The sequence below is a fragment of the Pseudoduganella sp. OTU4001 genome, from assembly GCF_038440195.1.
Taxonomy (GTDB): Bacteria; Pseudomonadota; Gammaproteobacteria; order Burkholderiales; family Burkholderiaceae_D; genus Rugamonas.
Genome location: NZ_JASATG010000005.1, coordinates 26,615 through 44,883, shown reverse-complemented (window position 1 = coordinate 44,883; position 18,269 = coordinate 26,615). Strand labels below are relative to the sequence as shown.

Genomic DNA, 18,269 nt, shown 5'->3' with positions numbered 1-18,269 from the left:
GTGTTCAGCGGCACTCGACGCTGAACACGTTCTGTCCCGCCTTATCCCCTTTCTTTCCCTTGATCGTGCACGCAGTGATGCGGTCATCAAGGCGCTTCGCCAGCACAACCTCGTTCAGCATCCCGTAACTGCATTGCAGCCATTTGCCCTCGGGGAAAGGGCCCCGCAAATCATACGTATCAGTCCAGGCATTGCGCCCAGTCGCCACATGCTTGCCCACAAGCTGCCCAAGCCGTTCCGGTGGACCGTCAATGACCGCCACCGAATGCAGATAGAGCGGCGCCGCAATAAAGGTCATCCACCCCGCGTCAACGTCTTTAAGTTTCACTGACGGCTCTGAGATTTGCGGCGGGCATCCCAAGTTCGAACTGCTCTGCGCTTGGAGCGAAATCATGAGCCCGAGTAGAGCAGCGATTATGCGATGGGTAGTCATAGTCCTCCTATTCGATCACCGAGTAGGCATCTGCATTATTGCTGGGCGCCATATATTTTCCAGTCTTGCTTTTTCCCTTGGCGCGAATGAAGCGCTTTGAGATTTTGGGCTTCTTCACCATATCGGCCCATTGATCAACGACATAGATGCCATTTGCCACTTGACTCAGGTAGAACGCTGCATGATTGCCGTGGGGGCGGTTTGGGTAGCGGCCGTTCTCAAAGGTCGCTATTGCTGTACCAGGTGTCAAATTCTTATTACCCATAACGCGCACGCCCTCGCGCCATGCCGAAGTAATCGGCGCACTAGCAAAATGCTGTACTAAGGCGACGCATTGGAAACTTCCTACCTTCTCCGTGTTGTCCAAGCTCTGTGCCTGCGAGTATACGTAAGCCATGACTGCCTCCATACATGCGGGTTTAGGAAAGAAGCAGCTCAATTTTCGAACTAGTGAACGAGCGCGTATTGAGGTACCTCAGTACCGGTGACACAGCACGCGCCGATACTTGACGTTCCAGGGGGCTGGGAGGCTGACATGTTCGAAACGGTAAAAGCGGCAGTAATGGCGTTGCTTATCCTTCAGGCGGGCCCTGTGATAGCAAAGGACCGGCCGCCCAAAATGCTGCGCGATCCACTATTGGGATTGCGTTATGACCGCACGCTTGTCAGCTTCGAGCATTTGCCGAAGCAGGTGCTGGCGCCGTGTCCGACGCTTGCAGAACGCGAGAGCATCAAGAGCCATTGGTATGTGTTCGCGAAGGTGCGTGGCGAGGGAGGGGAAATCTACTATCTTGCGGCTGGATATTCCGTCCGCGCAGTTCCGTATCCGCCGGAGATCCCCAAATACGACCTGGATGATGCTGGCATCATATTCAGCATCAAGGACGATACCTGCATCGTGTTTGAGGAACCCGCGCGCGACATGTTCGGGCCGAACCTGGAGGGCGAGATACCGGAGCCAGTCTTGCTGGCGCTGGCCAACGATCACAAGCAGCGCTTGACGCAGGCCTTTGCCGGAAGCGCGCAGCTGAAGACCGCTATGAAACGTCAGCGCATTGCAATCGACAAGCTGCCACCAGCTTTGCGCGAAGCATATTCGGCCATTCTGAAGTAGTATTATCGCCAACAAAAAACGGAGGCGAACATGGCTGAACATCGTTGGCATGAAGAGTTTGAGGCGCTGCGCAAGATCGTCCTCTCCACGCATTTGACTGAGGAGACCAAGTGGGGCTGCTCGTGTTTCACCTATAACGACAGCAACGTGGTGCTGATCCACGGCTTCAAGGAATACTGCGCGCTGCTGTTTTTCAAAGGCTCCCTGATGCAGGATCCCGAAGGCATCCTGGTGCAGCAGACTGCCAACGTGCAAGCCGGCCGCCAGCTGCGCTTCAGCGGCATCGCCGACATCAAGAAGCAAGCCAAGATCATCAAGGCTTATGTGGAAGAAGCCATCGCCCTCGAAAAGTCCGGTGCCAAGGTGGCGTTCAAGGACACCAGCGATTTCCCTATGGCAGAGGAGTTCCTGCAAAAGCTGGACGAGCATCCAGCGCTGGCCGAAGCCTTCTATGCATTGACGCCAGGCCGCCAGCGCGGCTACCTGCTGCACTTCTCCTCAGCCAAGCAAGCCAAGACGCGCGAATCGCGCGTTGAGAAATGCATGCCGCAGATCCTGGCCGGCAAGGGCTTGGATGACTGACAATCAGATCGAATTCTCTTGGAGGTCGCAGTTGGCTGAGGAGTTCAGGCAGCCATACTGGGAAAGTTTGGCTGACTTTGTTCGCACTGAATATGTCCGCCATACGTGCTTCCCGGCCACTGAGGACATTTTCCGCGCATTTGAGCTGACGCCGTTTGACAAGGTGAGAGCAGTGATCCTCGCCCAGGATCCGTATCACTCGGATGGCGCAGCGATAGGCCTTGGTTTCTCTCTCTCTGGCAACAAGAAAGCGCAGCCGAGCCTGCGGAACATTTTTAGGGAACTTGAGTCCGACCTTGGTGTGGAACGTAAACACACCGATTTATCTGACTGGGCCGCGCAAGGAGTGCTCCTGTTGAACTGCGTGATGACCGTGCGTAAGGGCAAAGCAGGTTCACATCGCGGCAAAGGCTGGGAGCAATTCACGGACAGCGCAATCCGGCACCTCTCAGCGCAGCATAAAGGCTTGGTTTTCATCCTGTGGGGTGACTATGCACGCGCCAAGCGTACCCAGGTCGATGCCCAAAAGCACTTGGTCATTGAGTCTCGCCATCCGTCGCCCCGTCGGGCCCACGAAGGATTCTTCGGCAGCCGCCCCTTCTCACGCGCCAACACCTACTTGGAAAAGATGGGCAAAGCGCCGATCAATTGGGCTTAATGCGTGGTGCGCTTGCCGTAGCAGAGGGTGTATAGCTGGGTGCGCAGGTCGCTGAACTCTTCGTCCAGCTGCAGGTCGCTGATGGAACCGGCGCCGCCGAAGTAATGCAGGATCTCGCCTTTGGCGGCCGAGCAGTCGAATGCGCTCAGGGTGCGGGCGCGGTGCAGCAGGCGGGCCCAGTCTTCTTGATGGCCTTGCGCCAGCTTCACTTCCATGCGCTGCACGATGGCAGACAGTTGCTCTCTTTCGTTCATAGGTCATTCTCCGTAAGTAAATCGGTTGAATCCACCTTGTGAGCTTCTGGTCTTGCCTGCAGACCTGGCCCTTGTGAGGCAGGTCGTATAGGTACAAGCATACCCTGTTTCCGGCTGCTATGATTCACTATCTGCAACGGAGACCCCCGCGAAATGAAGTTCGACCTCGAAAAACTCAACCAACTGACCCATAACACCCTGCCTGGCCACCTGGGCATCCGCATCACCGCCGCCTCCGAAGGCGAGTTGCACGCCGAAATGGACATCGCCCAGCATCACCTGGCGCCAAACAACTACCTGCACGCAGGCAGCGTCGTGACCCTGGCCGATACGGCCTGCGGCTTTGGCTGCATCGCCAACCTGCCGGAAGGCGCCCAGAATTTCACCACCGTTGAACTGAAATCCAACCACCTTGGCACCGCGCGCGACGGCACTATTGCAGTGGCCGCCAGGCTGGTTCACGGCGGCCGTACCACCCAGGTATGGGACGCAACCGTCACCAACAAGGCGAACGGCAAGACCATCGCCCTGTTCCGCTGCACGCAAATGATCCTTTATCCGAAAGGCTGAACATGCGAAAAATCCTTGGTGCGGGCTTGATGATGGCCGCTTCGGCAGTACATGCGCAGGACGATAGCCTCTATCGCGGCCTTGGCGGCGATGCCGGCATCAAGCGCATCGTATCCACCATGTTTGAAATCGTGCTTGCCGACGACCGTATCAAGGGCACCTTCGACGGCTTCGATATTGCGCAGACCAAGGAACGCCTGGCCTTGCAGTTCTGCGAACTGAGCGGCGGCCCGTGCAAGTTCGCGGGCCACGGCAAGAATCGCGACATGAAGACTGCGCATGAGGACCTGAAGCTCAACGACAAGCACTTCAACGCCCTGACGGAAGACCTCCAGATCGCGATGGAGCGCAACAATGTGCCGACCAGTGTGTCGAACCGTCTCGTGGCCAAGCTGGCGCCAATGCACCGCGATATTGTCACGGCCGGCGGCGGCGCACCCTCGGTGGCGCTGGACCAGGGCAAATTCATCGCCACCGGCGGCGTCACTACGGTGGAAGGCGCCGGCGGTGGCGGCATCGTGCCGTGGGCGCTGATCACCGGCTATGGCACCCGCGACAGCTGGGGCGCCAGTGCCTTCGCCACGCGTGTGGACACGCAGGATTACAGCCTGAATAGCTTCGGCGTAGCAGCCGGCATCGGCGACCGGGTAGAGATATCGCTGGCCCGCCAGGAATTCAAAGGCGACCTGGCCCCGCTGGAAAAACTGAACATCAAGCAGGACATCTTCGGCGTGAAGCTGCGCCTGGCCGGCGACGCGATCTATGAGCAGGATAGCTGGATGCCGCAGATCGCCATCGGCCTGCAGCACAAGAAGAACAAGGGTATCGGCGGCCTGGGCGCGCTGGGCGTCATCAATGTCAAGCAGCTGGGCGCCAAGTCCGACCGCGGCACCGACTTCTACATCGCCGCCACCAAGGTGCTGTTCGAACAGAGCCTGCTGGTGAACGGCACGCTGCGCGCCACCAAGGCCAACCAGATGGGCCTCATGGGTTTTGGCGGCGACAAGGAAGCCAGCCGCCGCTACATGCCGGAGCTGTCGGCCGGCTACCTGGTGACGCGCAAGCTGGTGGTAGGCGCCGAGTACCGCCGCAAACCGCACAACCTGGGAGTGGATAACGAGAAGGCCTACAAGGACATCTTCCTTGCATGGGTACCAAATCGCCATTTCTCGCTGACAGCGGCGTATGCGGACCTGGGAACGATCACGGTCTTCAACCCGAAAACCCAGCGCGGAGCGTATCTCTCTGCTCAGCTAGCTTACTGAATCGAACACGCAAATCGGATGAAATGACTTCAAAAATTTTCCTGCAGGGTGTTGCACTACAAAATTATCGCGGAATTGGAGAAGATGCCGCATTCATTGGGCCTTTCAAGCGGTTTAACTTTATGATCGGTCCCAACAATTCGGGTAAGTCAACGGCACTGAACTTCATTAGTGCGCATCTTGCGCGCGCGACAACGGGTCGGAACAATCTCAAAGCACTAGGCGATCTAGACAAGCACCAAGGTAATTCGTTCGCCTCTCCAAAGTTTGGATTCGGTATTGCGTCCGAGCAGTTTCGCGAAGGAATAATTTCACGCTTATCGCCCATCATTAATTTCACCGGTGTCGCTGGCTTGATAACGAAATTGGTAAATTCATTATCAATTGGTTCGATGGTTTGGTTTTCGAGAAACGATAACGGTTCAGACTTGCTGCCATGGAACAACATAGATTTCCAACAGCTTTATACGAGCAATGATGAAAGTGCTTGGCGGGTAATTTGGGAACATTTAACTGGCAGTCGAGGGGGAAATCCACTTGCACATTGGGTTCCGGAATCCATTCGCGCAATTGTCCGCCTTGCTAACAATCAATTCCCAAAGGCGCATCTGATCCCAGCTATTCGCCAAATTTCAGAGAAAGGTAAGGAATTCAAAGACTACAGCGGAGCAGGTTTAATCGATCAACTAGCGGTATTGCAGAATCCCAGCTTTGGTAATCGTTCTGACCGCGAAAAATTCAATCGCATCAATGCATTTTTGGAAACCGTGACCCAAAGCAAGGGCGCTAAGATTGAGATACCGCATGACCGTGCTCATATACTTGTCCACATGGACTCCAAAATACTTCCGCTAGAATCTTTAGGTACGGGAATCCACGAAGTAATTCTATTGGCAGCGTTTTGCACAATTATAGAAAATGAGATAGTGTGCATCGAAGAACCAGAACTTCATTTACATCCCCTATTGCAGCGAAGATTAATTCAATACCTCGAAGCGCAGACATCGAATCAGTATTTTATCGCCACGCATTCGGCAACCATTTTGGATTCGGTGGATGCGGCGGTCTTTCATGTGAGTAACGCTGGAGGGACTACAATTTACGGCGAGTCAATCTCGATAGATGGCAGGTTTAATATTGTTCGGGATTTGGGGTATAGGGCATCTGATTTACTTCAGACGAATTTTATTGTCTGGGCGGAGGGCCCATCTGATCGAATATATCTAAATTTCTGGATCAAAGCGCTAAATTCTAACTTGAAAGAGGGTATCGACTATTCAATCATGTTCTATGGAGGGCGCTTACTAAGTCACTTGACTGCTACTCAAGGTGGTGACGACCCAGATCAATCGATACGTTCGTTTATTGAACTTAAGCGCTTAAATCGGGCAATGGCGATTGTGATTGACAGTGACAAGAAATCGAAGAATTCGACCATAAACGCTACAAAAACTCGACTTAAGGATGAGCTAGCTGATGGATCAGGGATGGTGTGGATAACCGCTGGACGCGAGATCGAGAATTACGTTCCAGAGGATGCTTTAACCGCAGCCCTTAGGGCAACGCATAAAAATTTTAAGTCCCGCTCTGGGACTGGACGATTCGAACACGTCTTACCATTCGTTAATTTGCAAGGCAAACTTGTCGACAATATCGATAAAGTGAAAGTTGCTCACGAGGTAGCAAAGGGCAATGCAGATTTCAGCTCACTCGACCTAAAGCAAAATATGATTCAGCTTGTTAGGCTTATTGAGCAATCAAATCGCTGATGCCCCACGTGGACTTTAGCCCTTCAGGGCTTTTTCGAGCAGCGCGTGGAGGGCCGGGAATTCCGGCTTGCCCACGTAGCGCTTGATGATGTTGCCGTCTTTGTCGATGACGAAGGTGGTTGGCGTCATCTGCACGTCGCCGTAAGCCTTGGCTGCTTCGCCGGTCACGTCCAGCGCAACCTTGAAAGGCAGCTGGCGCGTTTCGGTGAAGTTCACCACGTAGTTAGGCGCGTCGTACTTCATCGCCACGGCGACGAACTCCAGGCCCTGGCCTTTGTACTTGTTGTACGTCTCGACCATTTCCGGCATCTCCGCCACGCAGGTCGTGCAGGAGGTGGCCCAGAAATTGACCATGTAGACCTTGCCCTTCAGGCTATCGGGCGTGATCTTTTCCCCTTTGATGCCGAGGAAAGTGACCGCAGGCGCGGACTGGTGCTTATTCAGCGACTGGTAGGCGGTAAAGCCGATGCCGGCGATGACGGCAAGCGCAATCGCCGGTTTGATCCACGCCCGGGAGCCGGTACTCATGATCTTTTAGCCTTGCGATGCCGGGGCGGGCTGGTACTGCTTCCACTCGTCCTCGGTGATGTACTCGAATACTTTGACAACCTTGGTCACGCCGGACACGCCGCGCGCGATATCGGCAGCCTGCGCGCCTTCGCGCTGGGTCACGCGGCCCATCAGGAACACGGCGCCCTTCTCGGTCACGACCTTGAAGGAGTTGGCCGAAATATCCTTGGCGTCGGCCAGGCTCAGTTTGACCTTGGAGGTGATCAGCGCGTCGTTGGAGCGCGAGGTGTAGCTGGAGGAGAAACCGACTTCCAGCTCATTGGTGACGTTCACCACGCCTTCGATGGCGCGGACTTCGCGTTCCACCTTGGCCTTGGTTTCGTCATCCGGCACTTCGCCGGTGATCAGCACGCGTCGGTTGAAGCTGTTCACGTTGACATGGCTGCTTTTGCCGGCAACGTTCGGCAGTTTCAGTTCGGCTTTGACGACAATCGACTTGTCTTCCGTCTGCGCGCCGAAAGTACGGCGGTCAGTCGCCGCAATCGTACCGGCAACGGCGCCGCCGACGATGATCGGGGCGCAGGCAGACAGGGTAGTGCTCGCCAGGACCGCGGCCATCACGGCCAGCGAAAGTGGACGGGCTTTATTCATTTACATCTCCTCCGAACAGCGCGACGTCGATACCGTCGCACAGGCAATGGATAGTCAGCAGGTGCACTTCCTGGATACGGGCAGTGCGCTCCGCTGGCACGCAGATATGCACATCGGCGTCGGTCAGCATCTTGCCGATTGCACCGCCGGTTTTGCCGGTCAGCGCCACTACGCGCATTTCACGCTCCAGCGCCGCTTCGATGGCCGCCATCACGTTGGCCGAATTGCCCGAAGTGGAAATCGCCAGCAGGATGTCGCCAGCCTGGCCGTAAGCCTGCACCTGCTTCGAGAAGATCTCGCGGTAGCTGTAGTCATTGGCCACAGCGGTCAGGATCGAGGTGTCGGTTGCCAGCGAAATGGCCGGCAGCGGGAAGCGTTCGCGCTCGAAACGACCCACCAGTTCCGCAGCGAAGTGCTGGGCGTCGGCAGCCGAACCGCCGTTACCGCAGGCCAGGATCTTGTTGCCGTTCGAAAGGGCGGAGAACATCAGTTCCACGGCTTGCGCGATAGGCTGCGCCAGGACGGTTGCGGACTGGATCTTGATTTCGGCACTTTCGTGGAAGTGCGAGAGGATGCGTTGATTAGTCATAGTGTGCGTAATTATAGTGCAGCGACCCGCCGGGCCTCACAAGCGCTGTTAAAAATGCTTACATTTGATCAATGATTGCGTTACGCAGCCAGTTTATGCGTTCTCCATCGATGGCGACAATGTCAATTCGACATGGTGGCAGGGGTTTGCAGCGCAGCAGGTAAAACTGGGCGGCGCGCACGATGCGGCGCTGCTTGGCCGGGGAAATACTGGCGGCGGCGCCGCCGAAACGCGGGTTGTTGCGTTCGCGGACTTCCACGAAGACCAGGTAGGCGCCGTCGCGCATGATGAGGTCCAGCTCCCCTACCTTGCACAGGAAATTGCGCTCGACCAGTTTCAGGCCCTGCTGCTGCAGATAGGCCAGGGCGCGCTCTTCACCGGCCTGGCCGATGTCCTGCAGCTCGGTGCGCGGCATCAGCGGAGCGGCGTGGGCACGCCGTTGCGATACTCAGCGGGGACTTCAATGCGCTCGAACCAGGCGGGGCCATGGCCGAAATCGATCGTCAGCTGGCCCGTCACCCCATCCAGCTGGAAGCGGCGCTGCGGCTGGCGCGCAATTTCGCGCGCGATGCGGAAGGCGTCGATACCCAGCGCGTAGATGCGTTCCATGTCGGCGCTGATGCGGGTCTCGTCGCGCGGCACCGGCTGCGGATAGACCATCACCGCCGGGTGGTCGCGCTGCACCAGCCAAGGCAGGTCGAGCAGGCGCACACCATCCATTTCCGGCCCGGGCAGGATGGTGCTGCGGCCCGGATTGATGGACGACGTGCCGTAAATCGGGATTTCGCCCAGCGGCGGCGCGGCCAGGGCGGAGCGCAGCTGGCGCGCCTGGTCCGGGTCGAGTGCGGCAAACAGCACGCCGGCCGGCTCGGTTTGCAAACGGCCGCGCAGCGCTACCAGGTCGCCGTCCTGCAAATAGCCGTTCAGCGGGACCAATTCCACGCTGCGCGCATTGAGGCCAAGGCGCTGCCACTGCGCGGCAATGGCGCCGGCAATCCGTTTCTGCCAGGCCGAATTGCCCGAAATGACCAGCGCCCTGGCCGAGGGATTTTCACGCGCGGCCCATTCGGCCACCTGGCGGGCTTCTTCCTCGATCGACAAGCCGATCACCAGCAATTGCGGCGGCAGGCGCGCATCCCGCACATCCGGATGGTTCAAAGCGATGGTCGGTTTGATAACTTGCTGGCTGGCGGCGACCGCGCTGACGGCGGAGCGGGCCAGCGGGCCAACCACCATATCGTTCTGCTGCTGGGCGGTGGCGTAGGCGGCCAGCACGTCCTGCGCCTGGTCGCCGGTTTCCACCAGGTTGACTTCAAAACCCTTGCTGTCGCGCTCCAGGGCCGCCATGAAACCGGCGCGCAAGGCATCGGCGGCGCGGCCCAGGGCTTCCGAGCGCAGGGGCAGCAGCAAGGCAATGCGGTAAGGCGCCTGGCCAGCCTGATCGCCGGCCGGCTGCGGGATGACCTGCATGATGCCGGGCGGACGTGGCGCCTCAGGCGGCGGCACGGCAAAGGTTTCCACCACCGCTTCCGGTTCCGGCGGCGGCGCCGGAGGTTTCGGACGCGGCGCGGGGACAGCAGCGGGCGCCGCACTTGTCACCGGCGCAATTGGCGCGCACAATCGCCCCGGCGTGCCGCACGGCGCGCTGCAAGCGCTGGTCAGCATGGCGCCGATGCAGAGCATCAGCAATTTGATATTTTTTGGCAGCATCCTACCCCCAATGACAGCACAAGATTCCAGCCCGCTCGCCGGCTTGCCCATCCTCGGCGAGACCGTCCACCAGACCTATCCTACGGCATCTTTGTACGTGGTGGCTACGCCAATTGGCAATGTAACCGACATTAGCCTGCGCGCCCTGCATGTGCTGTCGCTGGTCGATGCGGTGGCCTGCGAAGACACCCGCAACACGGCCCAGCTGATGAACCGATTCGGCCTGCACAAGCCCTTGATCGCTGCGCACATGCATAACGAACGCGAGGCGGCGGAAGGCTTGATCGCCCGTCTTCAGGCCGGGGAGCGCATTGCCCTGGTATCGGATGCCGGCACCCCGGCGGTTTCGGACCCCGGCGCGCGCATTGTCGATGCCGTGCGCGCGGCCGGCTTGCGGGTGATCCCATTGCCGGGCGCTTCGGCGGCCGTGGCGGCACTGTCGGCCAGTGGGCTGGTCAACGATCAATTCCATTTTGTTGGCTTTTTGCCATCCAAAGCCAAGCAGCGCGAAGGCGTGCTGCAGGGGCTGATGGCGGCCGCGGCCACGCTGGTGTTCTACGAGGCTCCGCACCGTATTGTTGAATGCGCGCAGGCCCTGGCCGATGTTTTCGGCGCCGAGCGTCAAGTCGTGTTCGCCCGCGAGGTGACCAAGTTGTTCGAACAGATCCACCGCTGCCCGCTGGGCGAGGCGGTCAGCTGGCTCAAATCCGACGCCAACCATGAGAAAGGCGAGTTCGTCGTGCTGGTCGAAGGCGCCCCGCCTGCCGCAGCAGGCCAGGATGCCGAGGCCGACCGCATCTTGCAAATCCTGCTCGCGGAATTGCCAGTAAAACAAGCCGCCAGCCTCGCGTCCCAGATCACCGGCAAGAAGAAAAACGCACTCTACGACCGCGCCCTTGAACTGAAGCAATAAATGTCCACATTCGTTCCTGCCGGGTCGCCGTACCGCCCCAAGTCGGACATTTATTTACCATTTGCAACCGCTGTCTTTCTTGTCCATCATCAGGTAGAGCGGGGCTAGCAGGCCGCCGGGGATGCCGTCTTTGCAGTTGGGGCGGGCGGCGTTCTGGATTTGGCGGGCGAGTTTTTCGTCGCGGGTTTCACGGTACTTCACCGGGCCGGTGTCGAGCTCGGCGGCGATGTCGCGGGCGGCGGCTTTGGCGGCTTCGCGGTCGAACGGCTTGCTGGCGCCCTGGCCGGCGGGAGGGAGGATCAACGTGCTCTCTTTCGTGGGGCGCACGGCGACCATGGCAGTGCGCTGGCGCTCTTTCTGCCGCCGGCGCGGTTCGGCGGCGACGCGGGCGGGGGCCGGGGCGGTTTCGGGCTCCACCTGCGCGGGCGCGATCGGTGGCGGGGGCGGCGGCACGATCCGGACTTCCACTTGCGTCAGCCAGATGCGCGGGTCGGCCACCACGCTGGGTTCGGGCAGGCGCAGCCACACCACCGCCGCCACGTGCAGTAGCAAAGAAATAAAAATGCCGAAAGCGATGCGCCACCTTGGCGTCTGATACGGCATTGAAACCCTCCAAATTTAAATTGGGGGTTGACGGCCCCCTGCCCAGCTTGTATTATCTTGCTTCTTCGGAGTGTAGCGCAGCCCGGTAGCGCATCTGCTTTGGGAGCAGAGGGTCCAAGGTTCGAATCCTTGTACTCCGACCAAGTTTCAGAAAAAAGACCTGCATTCGTGCAGGTCTTTTTTTTTCTGCATTAAGATCAGCGCCATGTACACCTGCCCTTGCTGCGGATACGCCACCTTCGCCGCCCCACCAGGCTCCCTTGCCACGTGCCCCGATTGCGGATGGCAGGACGACCTGCAACAACTCTACTCCCCCTTCCTGGCCAGCGGTGCAAATCCGTATAGCCTGGCCGATGCGCAAGTTCGTTTCGTGCAGTTTGGCGCGCCTTCCAGCGAGCAGCATATGCGGGACCCGCACTGGTTCCCGCTGTGGCAGCAGAAGGCCGACATCCCGGACGAGGCGCAGCCTGCGGGCAGCACAACGTTTGACCTTTACTACTGGCTGCGCACCGCGCGCGCTTCCGTGCCGGAGCAGCCGGTCGGTCTGCGCCGCGTGCGCAACCGCATCATCGAGTATCTGGAACTGGCCAGCTCTTTCGAGGCGCAACGCCGTCTGCAGGATGCCGCGCCGGCCATGTCCGCGCCGGACGAAGTGCTGAACCAATGGGAAGACTGGGTAACGCCGGACTGGAAGCAGCAGTTCGTGGAACCGGTGTTTTCGGCGGAAGAGCGCAATGGCATCGCGCAGTTTGCTGGCGTTTGGCGTGGCATCGCGAACGGTGCGCCGCATCCGCTGCCGCGGCTGGAAGTGCTGTTCGCGACGCCCAACTGGCAATCGCTGCAGCGTGCAGCGGCCGCGCTGCTGGCAGTCTTCCTGCTGCGCGGCCGCTCAGACGAACATTAATCAGCCGGCGCGTTTGGCGGCAATCGCATTGCCGGCGCGGCTGGCTGCCTTGCGGTTGAGGAAGTTGGAAATGAACTGGCCGGCGTCGACCACCTTGTCGAGGTCCACGCCGGTCTCAATGCCCAGGCCATTCATCATGTAGATCACATCTTCCGTGGCGACGTTGCCGGTCGCGCCTTTGGCATAAGGGCAGCCGCCCAGGCCGGAAACCGAGGAGTGGAAGATCTCGATCCCTACTTCCATCGAGGCGTAGATATTCGCCAGCGCCTGGCCGTAAGTGTCGTGGAAGTGGCCCGCCAGACCGTTGGCGCGGAATTCCTTGATCGCGCGCTCCATCACAGCCTGCGTCTTGCGCGGGGTCGAGACGCCGATGGTGTCGGCGATGTCGATCTCGTCGCAACCCAGGTCGCGCATGCGGCCCACCACATATGCAACGGAATCCAGCGGCACTTCGCCCTGGTATGGGCAGCCAAATGCCGTGCTGACCGAAGCGCGCAGGCGCAGGCCTGCATCCTTGGCGGCCTTGGCGACCGGTACGAAGCGTTCGATCGATTCGGCGATCGAGCAGTTGATGTTCTTTTGCGAGAACGCTTCGGATGCGGCGCCGAAGATCACAACTTCATTGGCACCAGCGGCCAGCGCGGCTTCAAAGCCCTGCATATTCGGCGTCAGCGCGGAATAGATCACGCCCGGCTTGCGGGTGATGCCTGCCATGACGTCTTTCGACGTCGCCATTTGCGGCACCCACTTCGGCGACACAAAGGAGGCCGCCTCGATATTCGGGAAGCCGGCTTCAGTCAGTCGGTTCACCAGCTCAATCTTCACATCGGCCGGCACGTCACCCTTCTCGTTCTGCAGGCCGTCGCGTGGGCCGACTTCAACAATCTTTACCTTCTTTGGCAGGTTCATTTCAATATCCTCTCAGTATCCTGTGGCGCGATTGATCGTGTCGGCGACGGGCTCGCCGCGCATATGCTGGCGCATCTTGGCGGCGATCTGCTCAATGCTCTCGCGGCGCAGCGTCAGCGCGGAAATATGCGGTGTGATGGTGATGCGCGGTTCCTGCCAGAACGGATGCTGCGCAGGCAGCGGTTCGTTGCGGAACACATCCAGCGTGGCGCCGGCAATGTGGCCGGCTTTAATCATCGGCACAAGGTCCGGCTCGGAAATGTGCGCACCGCGGCCAACGTTGATGATGTAAGCGCCTTGCGGCAGCTTTTGCATATTGGTGCGGCTGAGAATATTCGTGGTCTCTTCCGTCAGCGGCAGCATGCACACCACCACGCGCGAAGAGCCGAGGAAGCCGTCCAGCCCTTCGGCGCCATGGAAGCACTCGACGCCCGCCAGGGACTTCGGCGTGCGACTCCACGAGCGCAGCGGGAAGCCGAATGGGCGCAGCGCTTCGATCACGTGCGAGCCGAGCGCGCCAACGCCCATCACGCCCACCGAAAAGTCGCTCTTGTCGCGCGCTTCCAGCTGCAGCCAGGCGCCGGCACGCGCCTGTGCCTCGTATTCGTCCATGCGGCGGAAGTAGCGCAGCACGGCGTAGGTGACGTACTCCGCCATCTGCATGCCCATCCCTGCGTCGTTCAGGCGCACGATCGGGATATGCGGTGGGATGGCGTGCGAGTACTTCATGATCGCATCGGCTCCCGCGCCGGTAAGGAAGATCGCCTTCACGTGCTGCAGGTCCGCCAGCATGTCTTGCGGCGGCGTCCACAGCACGGCGTAGTCGCATGGCGCCAGCTCGGCGCCGGGACGCCAAACCACCACTTCGGCTTCCGGCAGGAGCTCGGCGAAATCCTTGATCCATGGCGCGGTGTTGCCATCCGCGCGATACAGCAGGATGCGCATGCGCTCTCCTTAAGCGGCGGTCTTGAAGGCCAGCAGCGGCGCGCCGTCTGCCACCTGGTCGCCCACCGCGTACAGGATCTCTTCGACCACGCCGTCATGCGGGGCGGAGATGGTGTGCTCCATCTTCATCGCTTCCATGATGACCAGGGCATCGCCCTTCTTCACTTCTGCGCCCTTTGCCGCCAGCACGGCGACAACCTTGCCTGGCATCGGTGCGGTCAGGCGGCCGCCTTCGGCTTCCGACTCGCCGGCATGCGCCATCGGGTCGTTATAGTCCAGCACATAGTGGCCGCCGCCAGTGAAGACGTGGAACACATCACCGTCACGGCGCACGGTGCCATGCACCGAAGTCTCGCCCAGCTTAATGCTCAGGTCCACGCCGTCCTGCTTGAACAGCGACAGGTCGACTTCCAGGCCTTTGATCTCGAAGTGCCAGCCGTGCGGCAGGTAGGTCAGCATCGGCGTGTACTGCTTGCCGTGTTCATCGCTGAATGCCAGCTTGCGTGCGTAACGGAAGTTCATGCGCCAGCCCAGTGCCTGGCCCCAGGGATCGCCTTTGTTGGCGCCGGATTGGGCGGCCGATTTGTCTTTCTCTTCTTCGATCAGGGACACGGCAGCCAGCGCTACGGCGGCCACCGGGATGGAGCGTGGCGGCGGGAACAGGGTGTCGTGGTTGCGTTCAATCAGGCCGGTGTCCAGGTCGGCGGTGGCGAAGGCGTCGCCTTCCACCAGGCGTTTCAGGAATGCGATATTGGATGCCAGGCCGACGATCTGGTACTGCGACAGTGCTTGCGCCATGCGGGCCAGCGCCTGCTTGCGGTCCGCGCCCCAGACGATCAGCTTGGCGATCATCGGATCGTAGAACGGGGAAATCGCGTCGCCTTCGCGTACGCCGGAATCGACGCGCACTGCGGCAGGGAAGCCAGGCACGCCGCCCAGTTCGAAGTTGACGGCAGCCGGGGTTTCCAGGTGGTGCAGCGTGCCGATCGACGGCAGGAAGCCCTTCTCCGGGTTCTCGGCGTAGATACGTGCTTCGATCGAGTGGCCGTTGATGGTCAGTTCGTCCTGTTTCTTCGGCAGGGTTTCGCCGGCGGCGACACGGATCTGCCATTCCACCAGGTCGGTGCCGGTGATCATTTCGGTCACAGGGTGCTCAACCTGCAGGCGGGTGTTCATCTCCATGAAGTAGAAGCTGCCGTCCTGGTTGGCGATGAATTCCACGGTGCCGGCGCCAACGTAGCCAACCGCTTTCGCGGCCGCCACGGCGGCTTCGCCCATGGCGGCGCGGCGTTCCGCGCTCATGCCCGGAGCTGGCGCTTCTTCCAGCACTTTCTGGTGGCGGCGCTGCACGGAGCAGTCGCGTTCGAACAGGTAGATGCAGTTGCCGTGGGTGTCGGCGAACACCTGGATCTCGATATGGCGCGGGCGCAGCAGGTACTTCTCCGCCAGCACCTTGTCGTCGCCGAAGGAGCTGATCGCCTCGCGTTTGCAGGACGCCAGCGCGTCCTTGAACGCTTCGGCGCTTTCGACCACGCGCATGCCCTTGCCGCCGCCGCCGGCGGAAGCCTTCAGCAGCACAGGGTAGCCGATACGGTCGGCTTGTTCTTGTAGGAAGCCTGCATCCTGGTTGTCACCGTGATAGCCCGGCACCAGCGGCACATTGGCCTTCTCCATCAGCTGCTTGGCAGCCGATTTGGAGCCCATGGCGCGCATGGCGGAGGCTGGCGGGCCGATGAAGGCCAGGCCCACTTCGGCACAGGCATCCGCGAACTCGGCGTTCTCGGACAGGAAACCGTAGCCTGGGTGGATCGCTTCCGCGCCGGTCGCCAGCGCCACCGCGATCAGCTTGTCGCCGACCAGGTAGGACTCCTTGGCGGCGGCCGGGCCGATGTTCACTGCCTCGTCGCACACGGCGACGTGCTTGGCATTGGCATCCGCATCCGAATACACGGCAACGGTCTTGATGCCCATGCGGCGCGCGGTAGCGGCAACGCGGCAGGCGATTTCACCACGGTTGGCAATCAGGATTTTCTTGAACATGTCTCTCTCTACTCTTCTTGTTTTGGAGTTAGCAGCCGCAGGCTTCTTTTTGCACGGAGTCCAGCACCGCGCCGCGCGTCGGCAGGCCCAGTTTCGCCAGCAGCGCGCGGTCGTCGTTCGCTTCCGGGTTGTCGGTGGTCAGCAGCTTGTCGCCGTAGAAGATCGAGTTGGCGCCGGCCATGAAGCACATGGCCTGCACGGCTTCGCCCAGTTCGCGGCGGCCAGCCGACAGGCGCACGCGCGCTTTCGGCATGGTGATGCGGGCGATGGCGATGGTGCGCACGAATTCCAGCGGGTCCAGCTTGTCCAGGCCGTGCAGCGGGGTGCCTTCCACCTGCACCAGGTGGTTGACCGGTACCGATTCAGGGTATGGGTTCAGGTTGGCCAGCTGGGCGATCAGGCCGGCGCGCTGCTCGCGCGATTCGCCCATGCCCACGATGCCGCCGCAGCAGACCTTCAGGCCGGCGTTACGCACGTGGCCCAAGGTGTCCAGGCGGTCCTGGTACTGGCGGGTGGAGATCACGTCGGCGTAGAAGTCCGGCGAGGTGTCCAGGTTGTGGTTGTAGTAGTCCAGGCCCGCGTCTTTCAGGCGCTGCGCCTGTTCGGCTTCCAGCATGCCCAGGGTGGCGCAGGTTTCCAGGCCCATGGCCTTCACTTCACGCACCATGGTTTCGACTTTTTCCATGTCGCGCTCTTTCGGGCTGCGCCATGCGGCGCCCATGCAGAAGCGGGTGGCGCCGTTGTCTTTGGCCTGCTTGGCCGCGTCCAGCACGGTGTCCAGGTCCAGGATCTTCTTGGCTTCCACGCCGGTGTCGTAGCGCGCGGCTTGCGGGCAGTAGCCGCAATCCTCTTCGCAGCCGCCGGTCTTGATCGAGAGCAGGGTCGCCAGTTCGACGTCGCCGTCCGGCCAGTGCGCGCGGTGGGCTTCCTGTGCGCGGAACATCAACTCGTTGAATGGCAGCTCGTACAGCTCCATTACGTCTTCCAGCGGCCAGGTAGCGGCTTCCGGCAGCTTGATCGCTGCGGTTGGGCGGTGCAGTTGGACGGTTTTCGGTTCTTGCAGGGACATTATTCTTCCTCTCTTACTTGTTGCGGCGGCCCGGCCAGTTCGGCAGGGACGTGAAGTCCAGGTATTCGGCGGCAGCGGCGGCGCTTGGCTTGGCCAGGCGCGGGATGCGGCCGAGCAGCGGCGCGGGAATGCGCGCTGCCAGCGCCTCGATATTCTCGTCGGCGAAGTTCATTTCAAATTCAAGCGTGTTGGCGACCCAGCCCACTAGTTTCAGGCCGCGCGCCTGGATCGCTTCCACGGTCAGCAGCGCGTGGTTGATGCAGCCAAGGCGCAGGCCAACCACCAGCACCACCGGCAGGCCAAGCTGCTGCGCCAGGTCAGCAGTGTCGTAGTTGTCGGTCAGCGGCACGCGGAAGCCGCCCACACCTTCCACCACGGTGGCGTCGGTCAGGGCGGCGATTTCCAGGTAGGCGGCCAGGATCGGCACCGGGTCGATCGCGACGCCTTCCAGCGCGGCGGCGATATGCGGTGCGGCCGGTTCCTTCAACATGAAGGGCGTGGTCAGCGACTGCGGCAAGTGCACATTGCTTGCGTCGATCAGCTGGTCGGCGTCGTCGTTGTGCAACGCGCCGTCGCGCATCACCGCACCCGCGGCGATGGGTTTCATACCGCAGGCGCGCGCTCCGTTGCGCACCAGTGCGTACAGCATGGCGGAAGACGTGAGGGTCTTGCCGATTTCGGTATCGGTTCCCGCGACAAAGCAGGAAAAGCGCAGCGGCACGCCATCGGCGGCTGCAGCGGCTTGGGGTTCAGGAGCGATGACAGGGTCTTCGAGTGCCAT

22 protein-coding genes, 1 tRNA gene and 1 pseudogene are annotated in these 18,269 nt (G+C 60.5%); 10 read left to right on the top strand and 14 right to left on the bottom strand.

Translation table 11 applies throughout. The annotated features are described in order from the left end of the window. Positions 1-4: 4 nt before the first annotated feature. A complete protein-coding gene (locus AAHE99_RS06355; RefSeq protein WP_342115562.1) occupies positions 5-433 on the bottom strand; it encodes an STY0301 family protein in 429 nt (142 codons plus the stop codon). Positions 434-440: 7 nt separating this feature from the next. Further along, complete coding sequence (locus AAHE99_RS06350) at positions 441-830, bottom strand: BPSL0067 family protein (RefSeq protein WP_342115560.1); 390 nt, start codon at positions 828-830, stop codon at positions 441-443. A gap of 138 nt (positions 831-968) precedes the next feature. Between AAHE99_RS06350 and AAHE99_RS06345 the strand changes: the two genes are divergently transcribed. The 3 genes from AAHE99_RS06345 to AAHE99_RS06335 are packed head-to-tail and all read left to right on the top strand — an operon-like array spanning position 969 to position 2,787. Next, positions 969-1,547: a hypothetical protein gene (locus AAHE99_RS06345; RefSeq protein WP_342115558.1), complete on the top strand. Its 579-nt coding sequence runs from the start codon at positions 969-971 to the stop codon at positions 1,545-1,547. A 30-nt stretch (positions 1,548-1,577) separates the two neighbouring features. Further along, positions 1,578-2,129 carry a YdeI/OmpD-associated family protein gene (locus AAHE99_RS06340; RefSeq protein ID WP_342115557.1) on the top strand — a complete coding sequence of 184 codons (552 nt, stop codon included), beginning with the start codon at positions 1,578-1,580 and terminating at the stop codon, positions 2,127-2,129. Next, complete coding sequence (locus tag AAHE99_RS06335) at positions 2,122-2,787, top strand: uracil-DNA glycosylase (RefSeq protein ID WP_342115555.1); 666 nt, start codon at positions 2,122-2,124, stop codon at positions 2,785-2,787. The genes AAHE99_RS06340 and AAHE99_RS06335 overlap by 8 nt, the downstream gene beginning before the upstream one ends. On the opposite strand, the gene AAHE99_RS06330 is transcribed toward AAHE99_RS06335, so the two are convergent. Continuing rightward, a complete protein-coding gene (locus tag AAHE99_RS06330) occupies positions 2,784-3,041 on the bottom strand; it encodes a DUF6966 domain-containing protein (RefSeq protein WP_161024118.1) in 258 nt (85 codons plus the stop codon). The two genes, AAHE99_RS06335 and AAHE99_RS06330, sit on opposite strands and share 4 nt — an antisense overlap. Positions 3,042-3,194: 153 nt before the next feature. Between AAHE99_RS06330 and AAHE99_RS06325 the strand changes: the two genes are divergently transcribed. From AAHE99_RS06325 to AAHE99_RS06310, 4 genes and pseudogenes are all read left to right on the top strand, one after another. After that, on the top strand, positions 3,195-3,611 hold the full coding sequence (locus AAHE99_RS06325; protein ID WP_342115551.1) for a PaaI family thioesterase: 417 nt from the start codon (positions 3,195-3,197) through the stop codon (positions 3,609-3,611). After that, positions 3,524-4,015, top strand: a pseudogene (locus tag AAHE99_RS06320) (group I truncated hemoglobin); the annotation flags it as partial. The gene AAHE99_RS06325 and the pseudogene AAHE99_RS06320, both read left to right, overlap by 88 nt. Continuing rightward, entirely contained in the window at positions 4,013-4,876 is an 864-nt protein-coding gene (locus tag AAHE99_RS06315; protein WP_342116020.1) for a DUF3034 family protein, read from the top strand. The pseudogene AAHE99_RS06320 and the gene AAHE99_RS06315, both read left to right, overlap by 3 nt. A 23-nt stretch (positions 4,877-4,899) precedes the next feature. After that, entirely contained in the window at positions 4,900-6,645 is a 1,746-nt protein-coding gene (locus AAHE99_RS06310) for an AAA family ATPase (RefSeq protein WP_342115549.1), read from the top strand. A gap of 15 nt (positions 6,646-6,660) precedes the next feature. Here AAHE99_RS06310 and AAHE99_RS06305 read toward each other — a convergent pair whose 3' ends face one another. Genes AAHE99_RS06305 through AAHE99_RS06285 form a run of 5 tightly spaced genes read right to left on the bottom strand, consistent with a single transcriptional unit; the run spans position 6,661 to position 10,105 of the window. After that, positions 6,661-7,173 carry a TlpA disulfide reductase family protein gene (locus AAHE99_RS06305; protein ID WP_342115547.1) on the bottom strand — a complete coding sequence of 171 codons (513 nt, stop codon included), beginning with the start codon at positions 7,171-7,173 and terminating at the stop codon, positions 6,661-6,663. Between the two features lie 6 nt (positions 7,174-7,179). After that, a complete protein-coding gene (locus AAHE99_RS06300; protein ID WP_342115545.1) occupies positions 7,180-7,806 on the bottom strand; it encodes a BON domain-containing protein in 627 nt (208 codons plus the stop codon). After that, positions 7,799-8,395 (bottom strand): phosphoheptose isomerase, encoded by a 597-nt coding sequence (locus AAHE99_RS06295; protein WP_342115543.1) that lies wholly within the window; start codon positions 8,393-8,395, stop codon positions 7,799-7,801. Before AAHE99_RS06295 ends, AAHE99_RS06300 begins: the two co-directional genes overlap by 8 nt. Before the next feature lie 58 nt (positions 8,396-8,453). Further along, on the bottom strand, positions 8,454-8,810 hold the full coding sequence (locus tag AAHE99_RS06290; protein WP_342115541.1) for a YraN family protein: 357 nt from the start codon (positions 8,808-8,810) through the stop codon (positions 8,454-8,456). Continuing rightward, positions 8,810-10,105, bottom strand: coding sequence for a penicillin-binding protein activator (locus tag AAHE99_RS06285; protein WP_342115539.1), 1,296 nt, complete (start codon positions 10,103-10,105; stop codon positions 8,810-8,812). Before AAHE99_RS06285 ends, AAHE99_RS06290 begins: the two co-directional genes overlap by 1 nt. Before the next feature lie 10 nt (positions 10,106-10,115). Between AAHE99_RS06285 and rsmI the strand changes: the two genes are divergently transcribed. Then, entirely contained in the window at positions 10,116-11,018 is a 903-nt protein-coding gene (gene rsmI, locus AAHE99_RS06280; protein ID WP_342115537.1) for a 16S rRNA (cytidine(1402)-2'-O)-methyltransferase, read from the top strand. 54 nt (positions 11,019-11,072) lie between these two features. Here rsmI and AAHE99_RS06275 read toward each other — a convergent pair whose 3' ends face one another. Then, complete coding sequence (locus AAHE99_RS06275; RefSeq protein WP_342115535.1) at positions 11,073-11,621, bottom strand: hypothetical protein; 549 nt, start codon at positions 11,619-11,621, stop codon at positions 11,073-11,075. Between the two features lie 66 nt (positions 11,622-11,687). Between AAHE99_RS06275 and AAHE99_RS06270 the strand changes: the two genes are divergently transcribed. Both AAHE99_RS06270 and AAHE99_RS06265 read left to right on the top strand, forming a co-directional pair. Further along, a tRNA-Pro gene (locus AAHE99_RS06270) sits at positions 11,688-11,764 on the top strand. Positions 11,765-11,826: 62 nt separating this feature from the next. Next, complete coding sequence (locus AAHE99_RS06265) at positions 11,827-12,525, top strand: CPCC family cysteine-rich protein (RefSeq protein ID WP_342115534.1); 699 nt, start codon at positions 11,827-11,829, stop codon at positions 12,523-12,525. Here the strand turns inward: AAHE99_RS06265 and AAHE99_RS06260 are convergent, their stop codons facing one another. From AAHE99_RS06260 to bioD, 5 genes are read right to left on the bottom strand one after another with little or no spacing between them, the layout of a single operon-like run. Further along, positions 12,526-13,434: a hydroxymethylglutaryl-CoA lyase gene (locus AAHE99_RS06260; protein ID WP_342115532.1), complete on the bottom strand. Its 909-nt coding sequence runs from the start codon at positions 13,432-13,434 to the stop codon at positions 12,526-12,528. 12 nt (positions 13,435-13,446) lie between these two features. Then, positions 13,447-14,379: a 2-hydroxyacid dehydrogenase gene (locus AAHE99_RS06255; protein WP_342115530.1), complete on the bottom strand. Its 933-nt coding sequence runs from the start codon at positions 14,377-14,379 to the stop codon at positions 13,447-13,449. Positions 14,380-14,388: 9 nt separating this feature from the next. Next, entirely contained in the window at positions 14,389-16,419 is a 2,031-nt protein-coding gene (locus AAHE99_RS06250; RefSeq protein WP_342115528.1) for an acetyl/propionyl/methylcrotonyl-CoA carboxylase subunit alpha, read from the bottom strand. Between the two features lie 28 nt (positions 16,420-16,447). Further along, positions 16,448-17,488 (bottom strand): biotin synthase BioB, encoded by a 1,041-nt coding sequence (gene bioB, locus AAHE99_RS06245; protein WP_342115526.1) that lies wholly within the window; start codon positions 17,486-17,488, stop codon positions 16,448-16,450. Positions 17,489-17,501: 13 nt separating this feature from the next. Further along, on the bottom strand, positions 17,502-18,269 hold the full coding sequence (gene bioD / locus AAHE99_RS06240) for a dethiobiotin synthase (protein WP_342115524.1): 768 nt from the start codon (positions 18,267-18,269) through the stop codon (positions 17,502-17,504).

Coding starts and splice junctions, on each gene's coding strand:
- AAHE99_RS06310 (WP_342115549.1), top strand. CDS start 4,900: ATGACTTCAAAAATTTTCCTGCAGGGTGTTGCACTACAAAATTATCGC.
- rsmI (WP_342115537.1), top strand. CDS start 10,116: ATGACAGCACAAGATTCCAGCCCGCTCGCCGGCTTGCCCATCCTCGGC.
- AAHE99_RS06285 (WP_342115539.1), bottom strand. CDS start 10,105: ATGCTGCCAAAAAATATCAAATTGCTGATGCTCTGCATCGGCGCCATG.
- AAHE99_RS06335 (WP_342115555.1), top strand. CDS start 2,122: ATGACTGACAATCAGATCGAATTCTCTTGGAGGTCGCAGTTGGCTGAG.
- bioD (WP_342115524.1), bottom strand. CDS start 18,269: ATGGCACTCGAAGACCCTGTCATCGCTCCTGAACCCCAAGCCGCTGCA.
- AAHE99_RS06315 (WP_342116020.1), top strand. CDS start 4,013: ATGCACCGCGATATTGTCACGGCCGGCGGCGGCGCACCCTCGGTGGCG.
- AAHE99_RS06300 (WP_342115545.1), bottom strand. CDS start 7,806: ATGAATAAAGCCCGTCCACTTTCGCTGGCCGTGATGGCCGCGGTCCTG.
- AAHE99_RS06340 (WP_342115557.1), top strand. CDS start 1,578: ATGGCTGAACATCGTTGGCATGAAGAGTTTGAGGCGCTGCGCAAGATC.
- AAHE99_RS06265 (WP_342115534.1), top strand. CDS start 11,827: ATGTACACCTGCCCTTGCTGCGGATACGCCACCTTCGCCGCCCCACCA.
- AAHE99_RS06255 (WP_342115530.1), bottom strand. CDS start 14,379: ATGCGCATCCTGCTGTATCGCGCGGATGGCAACACCGCGCCATGGATC.
- AAHE99_RS06355 (WP_342115562.1), bottom strand. CDS start 433: ATGACTACCCATCGCATAATCGCTGCTCTACTCGGGCTCATGATTTCG.
- AAHE99_RS06345 (WP_342115558.1), top strand. CDS start 969: ATGTTCGAAACGGTAAAAGCGGCAGTAATGGCGTTGCTTATCCTTCAG.
- AAHE99_RS06290 (WP_342115541.1), bottom strand. CDS start 8,810: ATGCCGCGCACCGAGCTGCAGGACATCGGCCAGGCCGGTGAAGAGCGC.
- AAHE99_RS06260 (WP_342115532.1), bottom strand. CDS start 13,434: ATGAACCTGCCAAAGAAGGTAAAGATTGTTGAAGTCGGCCCACGCGAC.
- AAHE99_RS06325 (WP_342115551.1), top strand. CDS start 3,195: ATGAAGTTCGACCTCGAAAAACTCAACCAACTGACCCATAACACCCTG.
- AAHE99_RS06250 (WP_342115528.1), bottom strand. CDS start 16,419: ATGTTCAAGAAAATCCTGATTGCCAACCGTGGTGAAATCGCCTGCCGC.
- bioB (WP_342115526.1), bottom strand. CDS start 17,488: ATGTCCCTGCAAGAACCGAAAACCGTCCAACTGCACCGCCCAACCGCA.
- AAHE99_RS06350 (WP_342115560.1), bottom strand. CDS start 830: ATGGCTTACGTATACTCGCAGGCACAGAGCTTGGACAACACGGAGAAG.
- AAHE99_RS06275 (WP_342115535.1), bottom strand. CDS start 11,621: ATGCCGTATCAGACGCCAAGGTGGCGCATCGCTTTCGGCATTTTTATT.
- AAHE99_RS06295 (WP_342115543.1), bottom strand. CDS start 8,395: ATGACTAATCAACGCATCCTCTCGCACTTCCACGAAAGTGCCGAAATC.
- AAHE99_RS06330 (WP_161024118.1), bottom strand. CDS start 3,041: ATGAACGAAAGAGAGCAACTGTCTGCCATCGTGCAGCGCATGGAAGTG.
- AAHE99_RS06305 (WP_342115547.1), bottom strand. CDS start 7,173: ATGAGTACCGGCTCCCGGGCGTGGATCAAACCGGCGATTGCGCTTGCC.